The organism is Stenotrophomonas sp. NLF4-10 (assembly GCF_022359915.1).
GTDB classification, from domain to species: domain Bacteria; phylum Pseudomonadota; class Gammaproteobacteria; order Xanthomonadales; family Xanthomonadaceae; genus Stenotrophomonas; species Stenotrophomonas daejeonensis.
Genome location: NZ_JAKSEE010000003.1, coordinates 2,698,402 through 2,716,307, shown reverse-complemented (window position 1 = coordinate 2,716,307; position 17,906 = coordinate 2,698,402). Strand labels below are relative to the sequence as shown.

Annotated in this window: 20 protein-coding genes; 5 read left to right on the top strand and 15 right to left on the bottom strand. The window is 64.9% G+C overall.

What is annotated here, in order from left to right:
• Positions 1–49: 49 nt before the first annotated feature.
• From MIC98_RS12820 to MIC98_RS12790, 7 genes are all read right to left on the bottom strand, one after another.
• Positions 50–1,078: an alcohol dehydrogenase gene (locus tag MIC98_RS12820; protein WP_011347524.1), complete on the bottom strand. Its 1,029-nt coding sequence runs from the start codon at positions 1,076–1,078 to the stop codon at positions 50–52.
• A 36-nt stretch (positions 1,079–1,114) separates the two neighbouring features.
• Positions 1,115–2,293, bottom strand: coding sequence for a MalY/PatB family protein (locus MIC98_RS12815; protein WP_239737403.1), 1,179 nt, complete (start codon positions 2,291–2,293; stop codon positions 1,115–1,117).
• A gap of 18 nt (positions 2,294–2,311) precedes the next feature.
• A complete protein-coding gene (locus MIC98_RS12810) occupies positions 2,312–3,460 on the bottom strand; it encodes an FAD-dependent oxidoreductase (RefSeq protein ID WP_011347522.1) in 1,149 nt (382 codons plus the stop codon).
• Between the two features lie 2 nt (positions 3,461–3,462).
• Positions 3,463–4,131 (bottom strand): cupin domain-containing protein, encoded by a 669-nt coding sequence (locus MIC98_RS12805; RefSeq protein WP_046934841.1) that lies wholly within the window; start codon positions 4,129–4,131, stop codon positions 3,463–3,465.
• A gap of 73 nt (positions 4,132–4,204) precedes the next feature.
• Positions 4,205–4,546, bottom strand: coding sequence for a carboxymuconolactone decarboxylase family protein (locus tag MIC98_RS12800; protein ID WP_206540221.1), 342 nt, complete (start codon positions 4,544–4,546; stop codon positions 4,205–4,207).
• A 68-nt stretch (positions 4,547–4,614) separates the two neighbouring features.
• Complete coding sequence (locus MIC98_RS12795; RefSeq protein WP_041836231.1) at positions 4,615–4,896, bottom strand: hypothetical protein; 282 nt, start codon at positions 4,894–4,896, stop codon at positions 4,615–4,617.
• A gap of 72 nt (positions 4,897–4,968) precedes the next feature.
• Positions 4,969–5,742: an SDR family oxidoreductase gene (locus MIC98_RS12790; protein ID WP_011804727.1), complete on the bottom strand. Its 774-nt coding sequence runs from the start codon at positions 5,740–5,742 to the stop codon at positions 4,969–4,971.
• A 200-nt stretch (positions 5,743–5,942) separates the two neighbouring features.
• Here MIC98_RS12790 and gcvA point away from each other — a divergent pair, with 200 nt between their 5' ends.
• The gene (gcvA, locus tag MIC98_RS12785; RefSeq protein ID WP_011347541.1) at positions 5,943–6,878 is read left to right on the top strand and encodes a transcriptional regulator GcvA; all 936 of its coding nucleotides are present in this window, start codon (positions 5,943–5,945) and stop codon (positions 6,876–6,878) included.
• A 181-nt stretch (positions 6,879–7,059) separates the two neighbouring features.
• Positions 7,060–7,632, top strand: coding sequence for a DsrE family protein (locus MIC98_RS12780; RefSeq protein ID WP_228903378.1), 573 nt, complete (start codon positions 7,060–7,062; stop codon positions 7,630–7,632).
• 64 nt (positions 7,633–7,696) lie between these two features.
• Here MIC98_RS12780 and mobH read toward each other — a convergent pair whose 3' ends face one another.
• Positions 7,697–9,529: a MobH family relaxase gene (gene mobH, locus MIC98_RS12775; RefSeq protein ID WP_239737402.1), complete on the bottom strand. Its 1,833-nt coding sequence runs from the start codon at positions 9,527–9,529 to the stop codon at positions 7,697–7,699.
• Positions 9,530–9,842: 313 nt separating this feature from the next.
• Between mobH and MIC98_RS12770 the strand changes: the two genes are divergently transcribed.
• The 3 genes from MIC98_RS12770 (at position 9,843) to MIC98_RS12760 (ending at position 11,561) form a co-directional block, all read left to right on the top strand.
• Positions 9,843–10,469: a hypothetical protein gene (locus MIC98_RS12770; RefSeq protein ID WP_011347544.1), complete on the top strand. Its 627-nt coding sequence runs from the start codon at positions 9,843–9,845 to the stop codon at positions 10,467–10,469.
• Positions 10,470–10,481: 12 nt separating this feature from the next.
• The gene (locus MIC98_RS12765) at positions 10,482–11,099 is read left to right on the top strand and encodes an RES family NAD+ phosphorylase (protein ID WP_011347545.1); all 618 of its coding nucleotides are present in this window, start codon (positions 10,482–10,484) and stop codon (positions 11,097–11,099) included.
• Between the two features lie 99 nt (positions 11,100–11,198).
• The gene (locus MIC98_RS12760; protein WP_011347546.1) at positions 11,199–11,561 is read left to right on the top strand and encodes a DUF3742 family protein; all 363 of its coding nucleotides are present in this window, start codon (positions 11,199–11,201) and stop codon (positions 11,559–11,561) included.
• Between the two features lie 6 nt (positions 11,562–11,567).
• Here the strand turns inward: MIC98_RS12760 and MIC98_RS12755 are convergent, their stop codons facing one another.
• The 7 genes from MIC98_RS12755 to MIC98_RS12725 form a co-directional block, all read right to left on the bottom strand.
• Positions 11,568–13,091 (bottom strand): conjugal transfer protein TraG N-terminal domain-containing protein, encoded by a 1,524-nt coding sequence (locus MIC98_RS12755; protein WP_011347547.1) that lies wholly within the window; start codon positions 13,089–13,091, stop codon positions 11,568–11,570.
• A gap of 14 nt (positions 13,092–13,105) precedes the next feature.
• Positions 13,106–13,477 (bottom strand): hypothetical protein, encoded by a 372-nt coding sequence (locus MIC98_RS12750; RefSeq protein ID WP_011347548.1) that lies wholly within the window; start codon positions 13,475–13,477, stop codon positions 13,106–13,108.
• On the bottom strand, positions 13,474–14,871 hold the full coding sequence (locus MIC98_RS12745) for an integrating conjugative element protein (protein ID WP_011347549.1): 1,398 nt from the start codon (positions 14,869–14,871) through the stop codon (positions 13,474–13,476). The genes MIC98_RS12750 and MIC98_RS12745 overlap by 4 nt, the downstream gene beginning before the upstream one ends.
• 9 nt (positions 14,872–14,880) lie before the next feature.
• The gene (locus tag MIC98_RS12740) at positions 14,881–15,828 is read right to left on the bottom strand and encodes a TIGR03756 family integrating conjugative element protein (protein WP_011347550.1); all 948 of its coding nucleotides are present in this window, start codon (positions 15,826–15,828) and stop codon (positions 14,881–14,883) included.
• Positions 15,825–16,271 (bottom strand): TIGR03757 family integrating conjugative element protein, encoded by a 447-nt coding sequence (locus tag MIC98_RS12735; RefSeq protein ID WP_011347551.1) that lies wholly within the window; start codon positions 16,269–16,271, stop codon positions 15,825–15,827. The genes MIC98_RS12740 and MIC98_RS12735 overlap by 4 nt, the downstream gene beginning before the upstream one ends.
• A gap of 162 nt (positions 16,272–16,433) precedes the next feature.
• Entirely contained in the window at positions 16,434–16,928 is a 495-nt protein-coding gene (locus MIC98_RS12730; RefSeq protein WP_011347552.1) for a JAB domain-containing protein, read from the bottom strand.
• A gap of 181 nt (positions 16,929–17,109) precedes the next feature.
• A complete protein-coding gene (locus MIC98_RS12725) occupies positions 17,110–17,895 on the bottom strand; it encodes a DsbA family protein (protein ID WP_011347553.1) in 786 nt (261 codons plus the stop codon).
• Positions 17,896–17,906: the final 11 nt, after the last annotated feature.

The following is a 17,906-nucleotide window of genomic DNA, read 5'->3' as shown; positions in this document are numbered from 1 at the left end:
TTCTGGCTTTCGCTCGGAAGCCCTGCGCGCAGGGCTGGATTGGTCAAATTCAATCTGGGCGGTTCATGGTCAACACCATGCGGAACTTCACGTCGCCGGATTTCATCCGCTGATAGGCGTCGTAGGCCTTTTCCAGAGGCATGGTTTCGATCCAGGGTCGCACGTCTGCCAGGACGCTGAAGTTCAATGTCTTCTCGTTCTCGTAGGGCGTGCCGGTGATCGAGCCGAGGATGCTGCGCTGGCCGCCGACCAGCAGGCCGGCGGGCACTTGCAGGGGCTGCTTGCTCGGGTTGAGCACCACCAGTCGCCCCTCGGGTGCCAGACCGGCCAGTAGCCCCGATACCGTTTCGGCATGGTCGATCATGGTCACGATGGCCTGTGCGCCGCCCAGGCTCTTGAGCCGGGCGGTCGCGTCCTCCTCGTTGGTGTCGATGTAGAGGTGGGCACCCAGCTTCAGTGCATCTTGCGCGATGTCGCTGCCCCGGCCAATGGCGATGACCTTGAATCCCATGCGACGCGCGTACTGCAATGCCATGTGCCCCAGGCCGCCGATGCCCAGGACGGCCACCGTGTCGCCGGCCTGCGCGCCGCATTTCTTGAGCGCGTTGAAGGTCGCAATGCCGGCGCACAGAATCGGCGCGGCTTCCTCGGCATCGAGTTCGTCCGGGATCGATACCAGCCCGGTGGCCCGCGCCAGCATCATTTCGGCGTAGCCACCGTCGCGGCTCGCTCCTGTGATGGGCTGGTTCAGGCAAAGCTGGAAGCGTCCCTGCCGGCACTGCACGCATTCATTGCAGTGTCCTCCCATGCGGCCCACGCCCACGCGCTGTCCCACCTTCCAGATCGAGGGGGTGTGCTCGCCGAGCGCGGCAATGCGGCCGACCACCTCGTGTCCCGGTACGCGCGGAGGTTGCAGTGCGGGATCGGCTCGCTCGATGTCGCTGGCATCGGCACCGCAGATGCCGCAGGCTTCGACCTCGATCAGCACCTCGCCGATACCCGGCAGCGGTGCCGGGCGCTCCACCAGCTCAAGGAAGCCCGGCCGGGTGACTTGCATCGCGCGGTAGGTAGTCTTCATGGTCGCTCCAAAAATCGTTGAAATAGGCCAAGGGCGTCAGGGCAAGGCCGAGGCCAGGCGGCTCAATGCCTCATCGACCACGCTGCGCGGGCAAGCCAGGTTGATGCGCATGAAACCTTCGCCGGCCGCTCCGAACTTGTGCCCCGGGTCCAGCCAGAGCCGCGTGCGACGCAGCAGGAAGTCATGCAACTCGGCCGGCGGCATCCCGAGTGCGCGGAAGTCCACCCAGGCCAGGTAGAGCGCGTCGGTGGGCGTGACGGTCAGCGGTAGCCCCAAGGCCTCGACCTGCGCGGCGAAGTGCCGCTGGTTGCCGCGCACGTAGTCGAGCATGGCGTCCATCCATGGTTCGCCGTGCCGGTAAGCCGCTTCACAGGCCGCCGTGCCCATCGTGTTGACGAGGAACACGCCGTTGCGCTCGCACTGCGTCCAGTACCGCTGCCGATGGCGTTCATTGGGGATGAAGATGTTGGCGCAGGAAAGCCCGGCGATGTTGAAGGTCTTGCTCGGTGCCGTGCAGACGATGGTGTTCGATGCGATCTCTTCGTCGAGCATCGCCAGCGGAACATGACAGCGCCCCTCGCCGAACACCAGATCCTGGTGCACCTCGTCGGAGACGATCAGGATGCCGTGCCGTTCGCAGATTGTGGCCATCGCCAGCAACTCTTCGGCCGTCCATACATTGCCGGTCGGGTTGTGCGGATTGCAGAGGATGAACAACCGGGTGCCCGGCTGGATGGCGGCCTCGAACGCCTCGGGATCGAAGCGGTAGCGGCCCGCATCCAGCGTCAGCGGTGCCAGGGCCAGGCGGCGGCCGTTGTTGACGACATCGTGCAGGAAATGGAAATAGACCGGCGTCTGCACCAGCACGTGGTCGCCTGGCTGGGAGAACGCCTGGACCGCCATGTTCAGCGCGCTGATGACGCCCGGCGACTGCACCAGCCATTCGGGCCGGGCCTGCCAGCCGAAGCGGCGCGCTTGCCAGTCCACCGCGGCTTCACGGTAGCTGTCCGGTGTGCCGCCGTAGCCGAGCACGCCCATCTCCACCTGTTTGCGCAGGGCGTCGAGGATCGGTGGAGCTACCCGGAAATCCATATCGGCCACCCACATCGGCAGCGGATCGGCCGCTTGTTGCTCGGGCGTCAGGAACGCTCGCCCATGTTCCCACTTCATGGAGTTGGTGGTGCGCCGGTCGATGAGGGTGTCGAAGTCGTACATCGCTGTTTCTTTCCTCTGTCAATGCAGGACGGACGCCGCCGTGTTGGGGGCGCACAACGCTTCGACCCCAAGGCGTGCTGCCTCGATAGCTCCGGCCACGTAGCCGGGGAAGTTGGGCGACCATTCGCTGGCGATCCCGACGATCCGGTTTCGCCAAGGGCCCTCGGTCGAACTCCTGGGCGGTGGAATCGGATGGTTGAGGTCCGGGTTGTCATCGCCGGCAACCGCGGTGTACGGGTCGGCGGCCCAGTCCTTCAAGAATTCCGCCTTCGGCCGCGCTGCCTTGTCTCCGAACAGCCGGACGAACTGGGCGCGACAGTGGGCAAGCAATACCGCGTCCGGTGTCTGGCGCCGCACCTGGGCGGGCACGCCCAGAAACCCGAACAGCGCGGCGTCGCCCTGGTTGGACGAGGCGTCGTGGATCTCGCCCATCGGCCCGACCGCGCTGCGCGCCTCGCCGGACAGGCCTTGCTCACGCCAGAACGGCGCGTCATAGACAGCGACGTACTTGGCATGGGGCGCCATCCAGGTTCCACATGCCTGCCATCGCCGCTGCAGCACGTCCGGCAGGGCCGGCGTAAACTCGATGGTGCTGGTGGCGAGCTTGGGCGGGACCGCCAGCAGGACATGCGCGACGTGGTAGGAGGCGGCTTGTCCGAGCGCGTTGTCGGTTTGCACCTCGATGCGATCGTCATGCTGCCGCAGACCCGTCACCTGGCGACCGTGCACGAGCCGGTCGGCAGGCAGGCGGGCGCGGATGGCGTCCACGAGCGCGCCCATGCCGCCAGCCAGGCGCAGCGCGGGCGGCGCGGAGGTAAAGCCATCGACACGGCTTGGCGCATGCGCCCTGGACCGCTCGATCAGCATCTGGCCGTCTTCATGCTGCTGGACGGTCTCCAGGCCGAGCTGTTGCACGAGCTGCTGCAGGGTCGGGTGCATTGCCGGCCAGTACCAGGTCGCACCCAGGTCGAAGCGCCCCATGATCGACCTCTCGGCCGTGCCATCGTCATGGTTTCTGGAAGCATCCGGCCAGGAAACGATCCGGCCGCCGAAGGTCCCTCGGGCCTCCAGCACCACGTAGTCGTGGATGCCGCGCTCCTCAAGCAGCGCAGCCGCGTACAGTCCGCTGAGGCCGCCACCGACGATGGCGATGCGTGCATGCTGCATGGCTATACCTCCACCGCCGCCGCGGCCAGATGGCCGGTCTTGAGATAGACCGTGGCACCGTGTTCACCGGCGCTGATCTGCGCACGATCACCCACGGGCAGGCGTATCCAGCTTCTGCTGTCGCAGCGCTGGTCATCCACCATCATCTCGCCGGACAGTACCAACAGCTCGGTGCCGCCGTCGGGATCTGCCGGCAGCACCTCATGCGCTGCCAACCGCTGCAAGCTGACCTGCTCAACAGCACTGGAGAACAGCCGGCAGACCTGGCGGCCATCCTGATGGGACCAGGCGGCCGGGTCCAGCGTATCGATGCGCACACTCTGCCGGTCGTCCGGCTGCATCTGCCAGAGCTTGACGAAGATCAGCGCGCCTTCGCCGCTAGAGGGCTGATGGCTGGAGCCAGGCGGGTTGCGCAAGTACCAACCTGCCGGGAAGTGGGCGTCACCTTCGGAGAAGGTCCCCGACAGCACGAGGATTTCCTCTCCACCCGGATGCGGGTGATGCGGGAACCAGGAATCCGGTGCGTAGCGCACGATGCTGGTAGCCCGGGCTTTCTCCGCACCCACGCGGTCCAGCATTACGCGCTCGACCCCTCCTTGGGGGGAAGCGACCCACTGATGCTGGCTGGGCGTCACGATGGCTCGGCGCGAGAAATCGGCGTTGATGCGCATTGGGAATATTCCTGTCGCAGCAGAAACGCGAATTGGCCCGGATCGCGGGCCAACCCGTCGTTGCCTGCATGGCTTACTTGCTGGGCAGTTGCGCGTGGGTATCGAGTACCCGCGCCGAATAGACGAGTGCTGCACCGGCATTCAGGGCAATGGCGACCCCAAGCGCTTCAGCGATCTCTTCCTTGGTGGCACCGTACTCCGCTGCCTTTTGCGTGTGCACGGAGATGCAGCCATCGCAGCGCGTGGTCACGGCGACGGCCAGGGCGATCAGCTCGTGAACCTTGGGGTCCAGGTGCCCGGGCTTGGCGACGAATTCACTGAACTTGGCCATGCCCTCCATCACGTCGGGGACCAACGCAGCGAAATCGCCCACACGCTCTTGCAGCGCGCCTCGGTATGCGTTCCAGTCTTGCATCATGAGATCAACCTTTCTTTGTCAAAAAATGCCGGGTGGGCGGTGGGCACACCCGGCAACGATGAGCATCACGCAACCTGGTAGATGCGCACGTCGGGATCGGCTTCGAGCAGGGGCTTCAGACCCGCCACCACGTCGGCGGTGAACAGCTCGCTTTGCAGGTAGGCGCTTGCGTTCTCCTTGGTGTCGAACCCGTGCAGCACCTGCACGTCTTCGTCGCGCACGAGCAATTCCTTCGACTTCGCGCCGGCGATGGTGTCGAGGAACGGGCCCTTGTACTTCTGGTAGACACCGGCGGCGGCCGCGCGGTTGGCGTCGGCGATCTTGAGGGTGATTTGCAGATAGACCATGTGCATTTCTCCTAGATAGGGTGATGAAACAAACGCAGGTAGGGGCAAGCGCCAATGCTTACCCGTCGTGCCTCAATTGCGGCCAGCCATGACGCCGCCGTCCACGTCCCAGATCGCGCCAGTCACCCAGCCCGCCTTGTCGGAGAGCAGGAAGACCACAGCCTCTGCGACATCCTGCGGGGTGCCGACGCGGCCAATGGGATGGAAGCTGTTGAAACCTTGCATCGCGCCATGCACTTCGGCTTTCGGAATGAAGCCCTCGTAGATCGGGGTTTCGACCACCGCTGGCGACACGGCGTTGACGCGGATGTGCTTGGGAGCCAGCTCCATCGCCAGGTGCTGGGTCAGGGAGTGCAGGCCTGCCTTGGCCATCGAATAGGCGGAAGACGGGGTGGCGGCGATGGCCTGCTTCGCCCACATCGAGCCGATGTTGACGATGGCGCCCGGCTTGCCCTTGGCGGCAAGATTGCCGGCGACCTTCTGGGTGATGAAGAAGAACGCCTTGTTCAACTTCATGTACTGGTCATAGTCGGCGTCCGAGTGTTCCAGGAAGGGCTTGGGGAAGAACACGCCGGCAGCGTTCACCAGCAGGTCGATGTCGGGGTGCTGTTCGTCGATGGCCTTCAGCAGCGCGGCCACGTCCTCGTCCTTGGTCAGGTTCGCGGTCAGCGCCGACACCTGGCCCAGCGCGGCCAGCTCCTTGCGCGCTTCCTCGGTTTTCTCGGGGCGGTTGCCCACGATCACCACGTTGCCGCCCTGCGCCAGCACCAGCCGGGCCGTTTCCTTGCCCATGCCGCTGGTGCCGCCGACAACGAGTAGCTTCTTGCCGCTAAATTGATTGCTCACTGTGAATCCTCTCTATGCTGGGGATCGCGGCGTTGCCGACAAGAAAAGCTGTCGTGCGTCGTTGGGACAATTGGCCTGTGCCGGCCGCCGCCTTCGTAACGGATATATTCAATCCACTGGGGTATATGAATTTTTCCTCGATTCCCATTCCTAGACAAATGAGATAAAGTTTTTCTGTGTAGAAGAAAAACTTTATTGCAATGAAATCACCCGTCCACCTGAATGCCTTGCGGGCGTTCGAGGCCAGCGCGCGCCACCAGAGCTTTTCCGCGGCAGCGGCCGAACTGAACGTGACGCCGGCAGCCGTTGGTCAGCTTGTGCGCACGCTGGAGGACGCGCTGGGGGCGCCGCTGTTCGAGCGGAGCAGCAGTGGGAAGGTGCGGCTGGTGCCGACCGAGGCGGCCGAGCGCGCGCTACCCGATATCCGGGCCGGGTTCAGTCGGTTGACGCTGGGTATGGAGCGATTGCGCGAGGGATCGACCAGCGGGGTGCTCACCGTGACGGTCAGCCCGGCGTTCGCCGCCAAGTGGCTGCTGCCGCGCATCGACCGATTCCAGGCCGCGTGCCCGGATACCGACGTGCGCCTGGACACCAATCACAAGTCGGTGGATTTCGTGGCCCAGCGGATCGATATCGGCGTGCGCTACGGCCTGGGGAACTGGCCGGGCCTGCAGGCCGACAAGCTCATGGATGAAGAAGTGTTCCCGGTGTGCTCCCCGGATCTGCTGCGCCAGCGCGGAAAGCTGCGTAAGCCGGGCGATCTGGCACGGCAGACCCTCATCCATGACCTGTCGATGGTCGGCCATGCGGGCTTCCCCACATGGGAGGCGTGGATGGAGAAAGCCGGAGTGGCAGATGCCGCGATGATCTGGCGCGGCTTGCAGATCAACAATTCAGCGGCCGTCCTGCAGGCGGCAATCGAGGGACACGGCATCGCGCTCGCGCGCAGCGTCATGGCGCGCGACGACCTGGCAAGTGGCCGCCTGGTGCGGCTCTTCCCCGACGTCAGCTTTGCTCTGGAGGTCGCCTACTACGTGGTTTATCGCCCCGAGTGCGCCAGCCTGCCAAGGCTGGTGGCTTTCAGGAACTGGCTGTTGGATGAGGCGGCGTCGCAGAACGAGCCATCCGCTATCTAGGCGATCCCTTCGCGTGGGCCGCCAGAACGCCGGGGCGGTGCCTTCGTATGTTCGCGTTTTCGGGACGATTGCCCCGTTCCAGATCGCCCGGCATGGAACGCTTGAGGCGAATCTGCCCGCCGTGGGACGATGGTGCCAATGTATTAGGCTGAATTGTTCAGAAGAGCATACGGAGGGATTCATGCAATCGAGCAAGATTCGCGGGCTGGCGCTTTCTTGGCGGGTGGCTGTAGCAGGACTGGCTCTGGGATTGACCATGACAGGTGGGGCCGCTGCCCAGGATGCAAGCCATCCCGTCATCGCTGGCTATGGCGCGATCATGCCTGCGAAGGATGTCGCCAATGCCCCAGACCCATCGCTGCGCTATCGGGTAGCGTTCGAGGTTACGCGGTCGGCAAGCGACAACAAAGAGGTCAACCCTGCGCTTGATCGGGTTGCCCGCTTCGTGAATTTGCTGGGAGCATCGGGAGTCCATCCCGCTCAGGGCGACATCGTGGTGGTGATTCACGGCCCGGCCACACCGTCGATTCTGACCGATGCCGCTTATCAAGCGCGGTTCCACACGGAAAATCCGAATGCCGCGCTGGTAGCGGCACTGCAACAGGCCGGCGTCAGCGTCCACGTGTGCAGCTACGCACTCGCCAATCAGAAGATTGAGAGGAGCGCCGTTGCCAAGGATGTAACCATCGACGTCGCAGCGATGACTACGCTTGCGACCCTTCAGTTGAAGGGCTGGGCGCTGATCTCCGGTTGACGATTCAAGCATTGGGCAGGCCCGTTCAAGAAACATCGCTGGACCGGGGTGCCGAGCCAAGGTGCTACGGCTGCACGGATAGGTAGGGGTTGTTCGGCGGGAGTTCGCCGAACAGTCCCGCAGGGTCTTGCAGCAGGTAGCCATGCAATCGGCGGGACTTCCTCGGGCCAGTGACTTCGCAGGTCCAGATGTTCAGGCCGTTGGCATGTTTACGGTGCAATTGCAGCCGCTCGAAGCGCTTTTGCACCCACTGCCAATCCTGCAGGTTCTCCTGCTTGGCCAGCGCGCCTACCTGCAGGTGCTCTTGCGCATACCGCTGGAACACGCCGGGACTGACCAGGTATCCGGTATCGCTCACGGTATGCACCAGCGCCTTCGCATCGTTGATGATGAGCCGGTGGGAGGCGATGCCCTGTTGCAGCCATGCCATGAAGTGCTCGCCAGACGGTTGCGTCGCCGAGGACGTGGGTACGGGTACAGGAGCCGGAACCGGCGCGGCTGTATTGGGTGGTGCGGCAGGCGCCTTGTCCAAGATGGCTTCCGCGTTCTGCGTGGCGTGGGGCGAATCGCCCATTCCCACCATCGCCAGCATGTCTTCCATCACGTCGGGCATGGCCGGGGCCTTGGCTTGGGGAGACGGCGCGATGCTGCCGCCTTCCCACGGCGGAGCCTCTTGGCTTTCCACGGTGGACGTCTTGCCGTCCACAGGAAGGGGAAGCGATGCCTCGGCCTCTTTGTCCGCGGGTGCCGTATCGATCGCTACCGTGCCTGCGAACGGAGGCGGCCGCTCGTCAGGCTCCCAAATCAGTGCCGGTGCGAGGCGCAACAGGGTGAACGAGTGGGACCAGCCGGTCGAACTGGTCACGGTCGCGCGCCAGATCGCCTTGCCTTCGGCCGTCGGCTGCAACATGCGGTGGTCCTGGAGCACATTGAACACGGCGGTGTTGTTCGCAGGGATGCCATCGACGCCCTGGGACAGTAGGTGTGCGCGGAGCTTGTCGGAAACGGTCTTGCTCACCAGCCATAGCGCATCCTCGGTGAGCCAGCCATCGGAGGCTTCGGGTTGGTTCAGTTTCAGCTCTTCCTTGAGCAGGTAGCGCAGCCCGTTGACCAGCTTGCGTTGGAGCGAGTGCTTGGGTGCGGCCATGGCGCGCGCGGGATCGCCGCCCAGCTCCTGGGCGACGGAGGCGCGGTCGGCTTGCACGACCAGCTCGCCCAGCACCCCGGCGTGCTCATATTGCCCAGCCAGCACGTAGAGCAGCGGTGCCCACAGGGACGGATAGCCGCTGAGCCAGTCGAGCAGATCTCGGTCGAGCAGTTGCCGGTAGAGCAAGCCCGTCGCGGCGCTGTGGAGCCGGTACTCGCGATCGTCGCGGTAGCGGAAGCGGTACGGCTGACGTAGGGGGCCGTGCCATGGGTGCCAGGTGCTGCCATCGGCCAGCTCGACGTGCAGATCGACCGCCACCTTGCCGATGTCGTGCAACAGTGCCGCGTAGGCGACGGCCGCAGTCCAGGCTTCGGCCTGCGCCGCCTGATCCTCGGGGCTGGCACCGACGGGTAGCAGATGGGACTGCCGCAGCTTCAGGCCGTAGGCGACGATTTCCAGGCCGTGGTCGAGCATGCCGCCCAGGTAGGCATGGTGATGTGCCTCGGAGGCCGGAAAGCCCTGGACCAGCTCGGCGTAACGCTCCAGCGGCGCACGGTACAAGGTGGCGAACTGTCTGCGCGAAAGAGAGGTGCGTTGCCAGATGTGCTCCAGCAACTTCTGCCGGCGCGGGGTGGCCAGCAGCGATGCGGCCGACTCCGGCCGCATCAACCCTTTCGGGAGGTCGATGGCGGGCGGTGGCGATGGAGCGGCGGCGACCGGGGGCCGTTTCCGCTGGAACAGGGAGAGCATGTCGATGTCCTCATGGCGGGCCGGCCAGGAGGCCTTTTGGCCTTTTCGAGGTAGGGCCTTTCCCCTTGCGCCCCATTCCCGTGCCGTTTCGGCCCTTTGGCCTTTCACCGTTTTGGTATAGCGGGGCTTGAGCTGCGGCTCCAGCGTCAATGCGGAACTCGCTTGAATGGATTGGACGGGGACCCAGCACCGCCCTCGGCCTATGCTCCGAGAGCGCTTTCACCAGGTAGGTCGTTGCCAAGGCGACAAAGTTGACAAAGGCGACAAAGGCGACTAGAGTGAATCCTGTCTCAAACCTACTTGGGAGATGACCATGCCCACTGCGATCGAATTCATTGCCGACCGTCTGCCGCGCGTCACCGTGGAGGATGTGCGCCGTTTCGCGGATACCGTCGAAATCCGCAATGCCCCGGCTTTCGCGGCCGAGTTGCAGGCGTTCATTCACGAGCGCGTGGAAGCGGTGAAGCTGCCCGCCAACCTCGAAGGCGAAACGGTGGCGCAGGCCTTGGAGCGCAAGGCGGCTGCGCTGCGCGCCGACACGCGCTGGGCACCGACTGAAACCGACGTCCAGCGAGGCCGCGCCGTGCTGCTCGAAGCCTTCAACCAGCCGCACAACCTGCCGCCCGCCGAGTTCGCCAAGCTGGCCGACAAGTCGCGCCAGCAGATCTACAAGGACATCCTCGCGCGCCGGTTGCTGGCGCTGAACGTGGGGCCGCGCGGCCAGAAGCTGCCCGACTGGCAGCTCGACCCGGTGAAGCAGCAATTGACCCAAACCGTGCTCCAGGAGATCGATGGTATCGACCACTGGACGATCTATCGCGCGCTGTCCGAACCGCTCGAAGGCTTGGGCGGCCGCTCGCCGGTGGATGCGGTGACGCATGGCACGATCGACGACGTGGCCGAGGCCGTGTTCAACGTGCTGGGCGTGCAGGTGCATTGAAGCGAGACCGTCATGAGCCACGAGCTGCCTTCGTTCCTGATCGATGCCGGTGAACTGCTCCAGCATGTGAGCCGCGTCGCCTATCGGGGCAGCCCCCTTTACTACGGCCGCAGCGGCACGAATCGCTACGATGACCCGGCACGGGCCTATGGCGTGCTCTATCTGGGGCGCGACCTGCCTACGGCGCTGATGGAGTCGGTGTTTCACAAGCACCAGTGGCTCGCGGACACGCAACGCTCGATCGCGCTGAAAGAAGTCCAGAGCCGGTTGGTGCGTGCCGTAGGCGTTCTGGAAGACGTGCGCCTGGCCGACCTCACGGCACCGGGCGTCATGGCGGGCTACTTCGGCCTGAACCTGGAGCAGTTGGCCAGCCGCGACTACACGTACACGCAGCAGGTGTCTGCCCAGGTGCATGCGATGTGCCGAGACGACCGCCAGCCTCTGTTCGACGGCGTGCTCTATCCGTCGCGCAACAACTATCCCGACAAGAGCATCGCACTGTTCGAGCGGACGGGATCGAAAGTCGGCGTTGTCGAGGACATCGACCTGGTTGACCATGTGGACTGGCCGCGTTTCGTTGCCACCTACCGCATCGGCGTGGAGCCCGATCCCGGTCCGGCTGGGCCATAGGACGAAGCGTCCTGAAGTAGCAAGAAGACACGTTGACGCCACGAACCGAATGAAGTGGAGCAAACTGGAATAGGTATTCCTCAGTAGTAGGAGACGACCATGAACACCACCACCACCCGCATCAGCACCGCAGAACGCCTCGGCCGCGCATTTGGCCGCGGATGGCGTGCGTATGCGCGAGGCGAACGGCGTGTGTCGAACTGGTTGGCATCCAAGGGGATGCCGCTGGCCGCCGCTGCCGTGCTGGTGTGGATGGTCAAGCTGGCCGCGCTGGGGGTATTGCTCTACACCGCCTTCTGGCTGGCTCTGTTGCTGTTGTTCGTCATGGTGGTTGCCTGGATGGCCCGCAACGCCGACTCGGGCGAAGCGTTGCCCGAGCCAGAGTGGCGAAACGGACCGGCAGGTTTCGGCCTTTACACCTACGATGGTTTCCGCATCGATCCTCATGTCGAGGATGACTAGCGGTGTTCACTTCTTCGCCACTGCATTGATCGCGATACTTCCGCCTTTCCCGCCGGCGGCCTTGGCATCAGCGGTCGCCCCGGCGAGGCCTTGCAGGACGTTGCCGGCGCGAACGCCCGCCCAAGCCAGCGCCATGATCCAGAACGTAGGCAGCACGATGAACATCGTGCCCATGACGAACATCATGAGCATGTCGCCGAAGGCGTTGTTCAGCCCCACCAGCGGATCGAAGTTGGTATGCGGCCGGTTCCACCCGAAGCCCCACCCATAGAGCGCATCGAGGATGGTGCTGTCGATCCAGCGGGCGAGTTGGAACCAGAAATCCGTGAAGAACAGCGCGAACTGCACGACGCTGACGGTAACGACTGTCTTGAGGTCGTAGGTGCCCACGAGCAGCACAAGCGGGATGCAGATGACCAGCGCCATCTTGAGCAGGGCGAGCACCATCGGTACGGCCTGGCGTACTACATCCATGGCGGGGAATGCGGCGATCGCCCCGACTGTCATCCCCACATCGCCCGCGGCACGGGTGACGATGTTCGGTAAGGACTTGTCGATCTGACCGCCGTAGTCCGTATAGACGCTGCCCTGGTTCAATTTCTGCTGCCGCGGTGACGCGATGGCGCGGATCACCGAATCGTCCACCTCGGCCCGGCTCAGGAACCCGGCCCAGCCCGCCAGGCGATTCAGCAGGCTCGGGTCCACTTGCCCCAGCAGCCGCGCGCGCAGGCCGTTGCTGCCGTCTGACCACCACTGCCTGCAAGTCGGGTAGCCGCCGCCATTGGCTACCTGCGCGAGCCCCGCATCGCGGGTGTCGTCATAGGGCCATGCTTCGCGCGCCGTGCTGGAGCGGTAACTGTCGTAGTAGCCACCCGTGTCCGTGAAAAAGCGCGAGCCGATCCAGGTCACGTCGTGCATCTGTTGCTCATCGAGATCCGGGCGCTGCATGAACAGCTTGGCGCGCGCCGGCCCGTAGCAGTCCCGCGAGAAATCCGCCACTTCCTGGGCCAGCACCGGGTCGTCGATACGGGTCGCGTCGATCTCCATCCGCATCTGCCGCAGGTCAGTGCCGCACGGGATCGCAGCCACCGAGGCGCTCGTGACGGCACGCGAAAGCGCGTGCATGAAGGCCCACCAGACCGGCACCTTCGCCGACTGGTTGTTGATGGTGCTGAAAGACTGCGACCAGCCGGTCTCCGCGGGCTGCGGCACGCTGACTTGGCACTGTGCCGAGCGTGAGCTGTCGTATTGGATGGTGCTGAGGTCCACGTCGATGAACGGAATGCCGGCGAACATCACCACCACGATGGCGACGAAGACCCGGTTCTCGATGCGCGCGGCCGAGAGCACACCCTTGTTACCTTCGTCAGCGCCTTCTGCGCGGGCCTTCAGCCATTCCTGCACGACGATGGCGACGAACGGCAGCGCGAACACACCGCTGGACACCAGTACGGCCCAGATGCCGTTGTTGACGATCCAGGACACGAGGGTGAGGTAGTACTCCAGGTAGTCGGTCGTGAAAAGCGTCATGGCCTTGATCTCCCTCAAGCGGCCTGGGTCAGCAGGCCGGCCTCCAGCGCGACGATGGCGGCGACGCCGGCGATCTCGGCGCGGATCAGCCTGCGCCGCGCCTGCCCATCTGTCCCGCTTTGGTCTTCGCGGGCCAGCACCCGGCGGCGCATCCAGAGCCATCCGTAGGCCGTTGCCCCATACACGCCCAGCCGCCAGATGAAGAAATACCCTGCCGAGGCCGCCAGCCACCGCTCCCAGGCCGAAACACTGCCGACCAGGTAGATGCCCGCGACGTTGACCCCCACAGCGGCGGCAACGGCCAGCACAAACCACAGCAGGGTTTTCGCCGCGCGCCGGCTGAACAGCCAGCGCAGGGGGCGCCAAGTCATGCGCGCCTGGTTCATGGCTGACTCCCCGGATTGCCCTTCTGGAGCTGGTCGAGACGATCAGGCACCGGGTCGCCCTCGTAGATGCCGCGCGAGCCAGTCGCGCGCGCGCCGTGGCGCTGGATGATCGCCATGGGCGAATTGTTCGCCAGCTCGCGCCGCAGCTCCAGTTCCGTCTTGAGGTTGCGGATTTCGCGGTCGAGTGTGTCGCTCTCCTTGTTTACGGCATCCACCGCAAGCTCGTTGGCCGCGACGTTGGGCTCCTTCTTCCCCGTGAGCAGCGTGCGCTGCAGCAGCAGCGCTTTCTCCAGCACGGACGACAGCGCGACCTCGGACGCCAGGCGCTGCGACAGCAGATGCTGGTCGGGCTCGTCGCGCAGTGCTTCGATCACGCCGCGCGTGATCGGCAGCGATGCACTGCCGGCCTCGCGCAGGTTCTCCGGCGTCGTGTTCTTCGCCTTGGAGACGAGACCCTGGAGCGCCTGCAGCTTCGCGTCGTACTCTTCCTGGATCAGCGGCGTCAGCCCGACGCCGGGCGTCGTCTCGGTCTTTGTGCAGGCATCGCAAGTGCGTTGTTCCTTCTCGCCGAGCACGCGCGTGGCCCACTCGACGGCCGCCTGCGGCGAGGCCCAGGTCTGGCACGAGAGGCTGCTGCAACTGGACGGCGCGATGGACGACGTATCGGTCACGCCGCGGCCGTTGACCAGGTTGTAGCCGGCGCGGGTGACATCGCCGACGACCTTGATTGCGGGCTGACCGGAGCCGCCCGCGTTGCTGCCCCCGATCCACGGCACGCCGTCATTGCCGCGGCGCGTCTCGGCCTGCTCGATGGCCGAGACCGCATCCGTACTCGACACAGCATCGCGCAGCGCCAAGCCTTCGGCCATCTGGCTCCAGCCGAGCTGGCCGCCTGCCGTGTCGGCCATCTTCTCGGCCATGGCACGGCACGTCAGCTTGGAGCGGTCGAAATCGAGACGTGCCTGCAGCACGCCATTGGTAAGCAGGTTGTAGAGGCCGGGATCGGCGCGCTGGATGATCAGCGCAGGCAAAGACGCCACCGCGCTGGTGGCGCTCTGGATCACTGACGACATGATTTGCTGGAAGCCGTTGGTGATGCCGTTGAGCTGGTTCTTCAACGTGGTCTGGATGCTCATGTCGCCGCAGATCAAGTTGCTGTTCCAGCCCACGCCCACCCCGAGGGAGCGCATGCCGGCCGCGCGTCCCATCGACACGGCACTGCCGCCGCCGATCGAGTACATGACGTCATCGCCGATGACGCTGCCGCTGGTCTGGTAGCCCAGTTGGCCCCAGGCCACGCCGCTGGCCAGCGCGAGCGTGCCGGCCAGCGCCAGGACGATCTTCGTGTGGCGTGCCTGGCGGGAGAGCGGATTGAGTGCGGTACGAATCTTCATGGTGCCACCTCAGTTGAAATCGACGCTGCCGAGGAAGACCTGGCCCTTGCGTTCGCAGCAGGCATAGGGCCGCCACAATGCCCAGGCGTAGTCGCCTTGCTGGGCCTGGGTCAGGAAATCGTTACGCGGGAAAACCGTGCAGGACGAGGACAGAACGGGCGTGAGTTCCTGCCACTTCCCGGTCGATGCGTCGCCCTCCACCAGCGCGCCGGCAGGCCAGTAGCCGGGCCGCGAATCGGCGAGCAGCGGCTGATAGACGTGGATCTGCCCGCGGCGCGTGACAACATCACCTGCACGTTGGGCCACCACGGCACCAGCTTTGTGGTCGTCGGTCTGGTGCAGGAAGCCGCCACGGGGATACACGTTGCCCCAGAGGTTCATCGTGGTGCGTGCGCCGACCTCGCGCATGCCTGGAACCAGCGCTTCCGGGTAGGCCATCTCGGGCACGTTGTAGCGCCAGGCCAGCGTATCCAGCGTGCTGAGCAAGTACGGCATGAACGCCGTACCCGCGCCCTCGCAGAAGTAGCCCGACGACGAGACGAACTGGTTGAACACCTCGACGCCAGGGTGGCCGATCACGTCGGCGTTCTTGAACTTGGCGAGGTCGTTCTCGTGGTCTTCGTTCGTGGTTCCGTCGCCGCCTGCTTGGGCGGATGGGTTGGGCGTGCTCATCGCCCGGACTTCGACCCAGGGGTTCTCGCCGGTATTGCTGTAGCTGGAGACGACGGCATCGGGGATGTAGTGGCGAACCTTGATAGACGTGCGCACGGTGCAGCCGGTCCAAGTGCAGTAGAGCCAGTAGCAGATGCCGACGACCCGGTATTCGAGGCAGTCGGGCGATGCCACCGAGCCGACGACGGTGGCGGTGTCGAGGGCGTAGCTTCCGGTGGCACTGAGTAGCAGCACGGACGCCACGCCAGCGCGCAGGCGCCTCAACAGGTCGAATGGTCGGGTCACGGCTGGTTCCTCCGGTACTGCTCGATGCGCGCGACGGCGCGAGCCACGTCCGGTTCGCCGTAGACCACGTAGCGTTGGTCTACGACGACGGCCGGGATGCCGGTGATGCCCAGGCTCCATGCGTCTGTGACGCCCTGGTATGCGGAAGCGATGTGTCGCTGGAGATCGGCACCGCCGCTGGAGAGCCGGCGCCTGACGATGACTGTTGCCTGTTCGGAGTCGGCGGACAGTCCCGCCGAAAGCTCCGCTTCAATCCGGTGGGCTTCGTCCAGTTCGATCAGCCGTTCGCCGCCCATGGTCTTGACCGGGTGGCGACTGTCGGTGACGACCACTACGTCGGCGGCGAAGGTGGCCGGGCTGAAAACGGCCAGGGCGGCCGGCAGCGCGACGGCCAGGCCGAGGGTTCGCCAGCCCGGCGCGAACCTGGAAAGAGATGCTGGCATGTCGCGTGCCCTTGAAGTTGATCAGGACAGTAGTCAAACGCGAAGCCGATGCGGCCCCAACAAACAATGCGCATCGCGGACTGCCCGCATACCTGCTTGTCTTCCACCCATGAAAAAGCGGAGGCCGAAGCCTCCGCATAGATCAAGGAGCCGATGTCATTGCTACAGCATGTCGGATTCCGCGAACGAGTACGGTGTACCCTGGCCGACGATGAGGTGATCCAGCACCCTCACATCGATCAGTGCCAAGGCAGTCTTCAATGTTTGCGTTATCGCGCAGTCTGCGCTTGATGGCTCCGTACAGCCAGAAGGATGTTGGTGCGAAAAAATGACGGCTGCGGCGTTCAGTTCCAGGGCACGCTGCATGATCGGGCGCGCATGTACCGTGGCCGAATGGATCGTGCCCTTGAACATCGGTTCGTAGGCGAGTACCTCGTGCTTGTTGTTGAGGAAAACGACAGCGAAGATTTCGTTCGGCTCGGCGACCAATTTCAGGCGCAGGTAATCCTTGACAGCGGTGGGCCCATCCAGGAATGGCCCCTTCTTGAAGATCCGCTGTTCCAGCAGCGCGATGGCTTGCCGGATGATCCGGTCATCAGATTGGGACGCTGGGGCAAAACGTGGCTCCACGCAGGAGCCATTGACGATGAGAGACATGGCGAACCTCCAGAATGTAGACGGAAGGCGCCACCCTGGGAGGGCAAGCCCTCCTGGGGATGGAAACAGCGGAGCAAGTTGCATCCACCACCGCGCAGCGGTGATTGTTCGCAGCCAGGATGCGAAGCGAACGGGTAGCGGTCAGCGCGGCAAGCCGAGCCGTAGCCTCCAAGACCGAGGGCTACCTGGGCATGTCGCCGACAACGTCGGCAGGCATTTCGGATGTGGGGGTGGTGACCACGGCCGCCGCATCGCTGGCCGGGTTATCGGCCGCCAGCATGTCCATCGCCGACAGCAAGGCGTCGCCCTCGATCGGCCCCTGCAGCAGGATGGCCTGTCCCGTCTGGCGATCGAGCAGGCGCAGCGACGGCGTTGCGGTTACGCCGCTCTTGGTGGCTTCCGCGGCTTGGGCGCGAATGGTCGCATCGGGATGTTCGCTTGCCATGCACTGCTCGACGGCCGGTGTGGATTCGGGGTAGCGCAGCCCATCCGGCAAGCCCTGGCCGTCGCTGCGCGTATGGGCATAGACCCATTCGACTGCCTGCCAGAACGCTGCATGCCCGCCTGCTTCGGCGGCGCACTCGGCCAGGCGGGCCTCGGCCGACGCGGCCGGCTCGTGCGCGGCCAGCGGCTGGTGGTGCCATTGCAGCGCCACGTCGGTGTTGTTGCCGACCCAGTGCTTGAGCTGGGGGAAGTACTCCCGGCAGAACGGGCATTCCAGGTCGGCATAGAGCGTCAGCGTGAAGCGACCCTCCGGGTTGCCCATCTGCCAGGGCGGGCCGGAGGGCTGCATGATGCTGGCCGGCGCGGGCGGCTGTGGCGAGGAATCACCGGGCGACCGGGACACCAGCCAGATCAGCAGCAGCGCGACCAGCGCAGCAGCCAATACCCAAGGCCAGCGGAGCCGCCGATTGCGACGGCGGAACGCCTGGACCTGCATCGGGATGGAGGGACGTTTCGGTTCCATGGCGTTCTCCG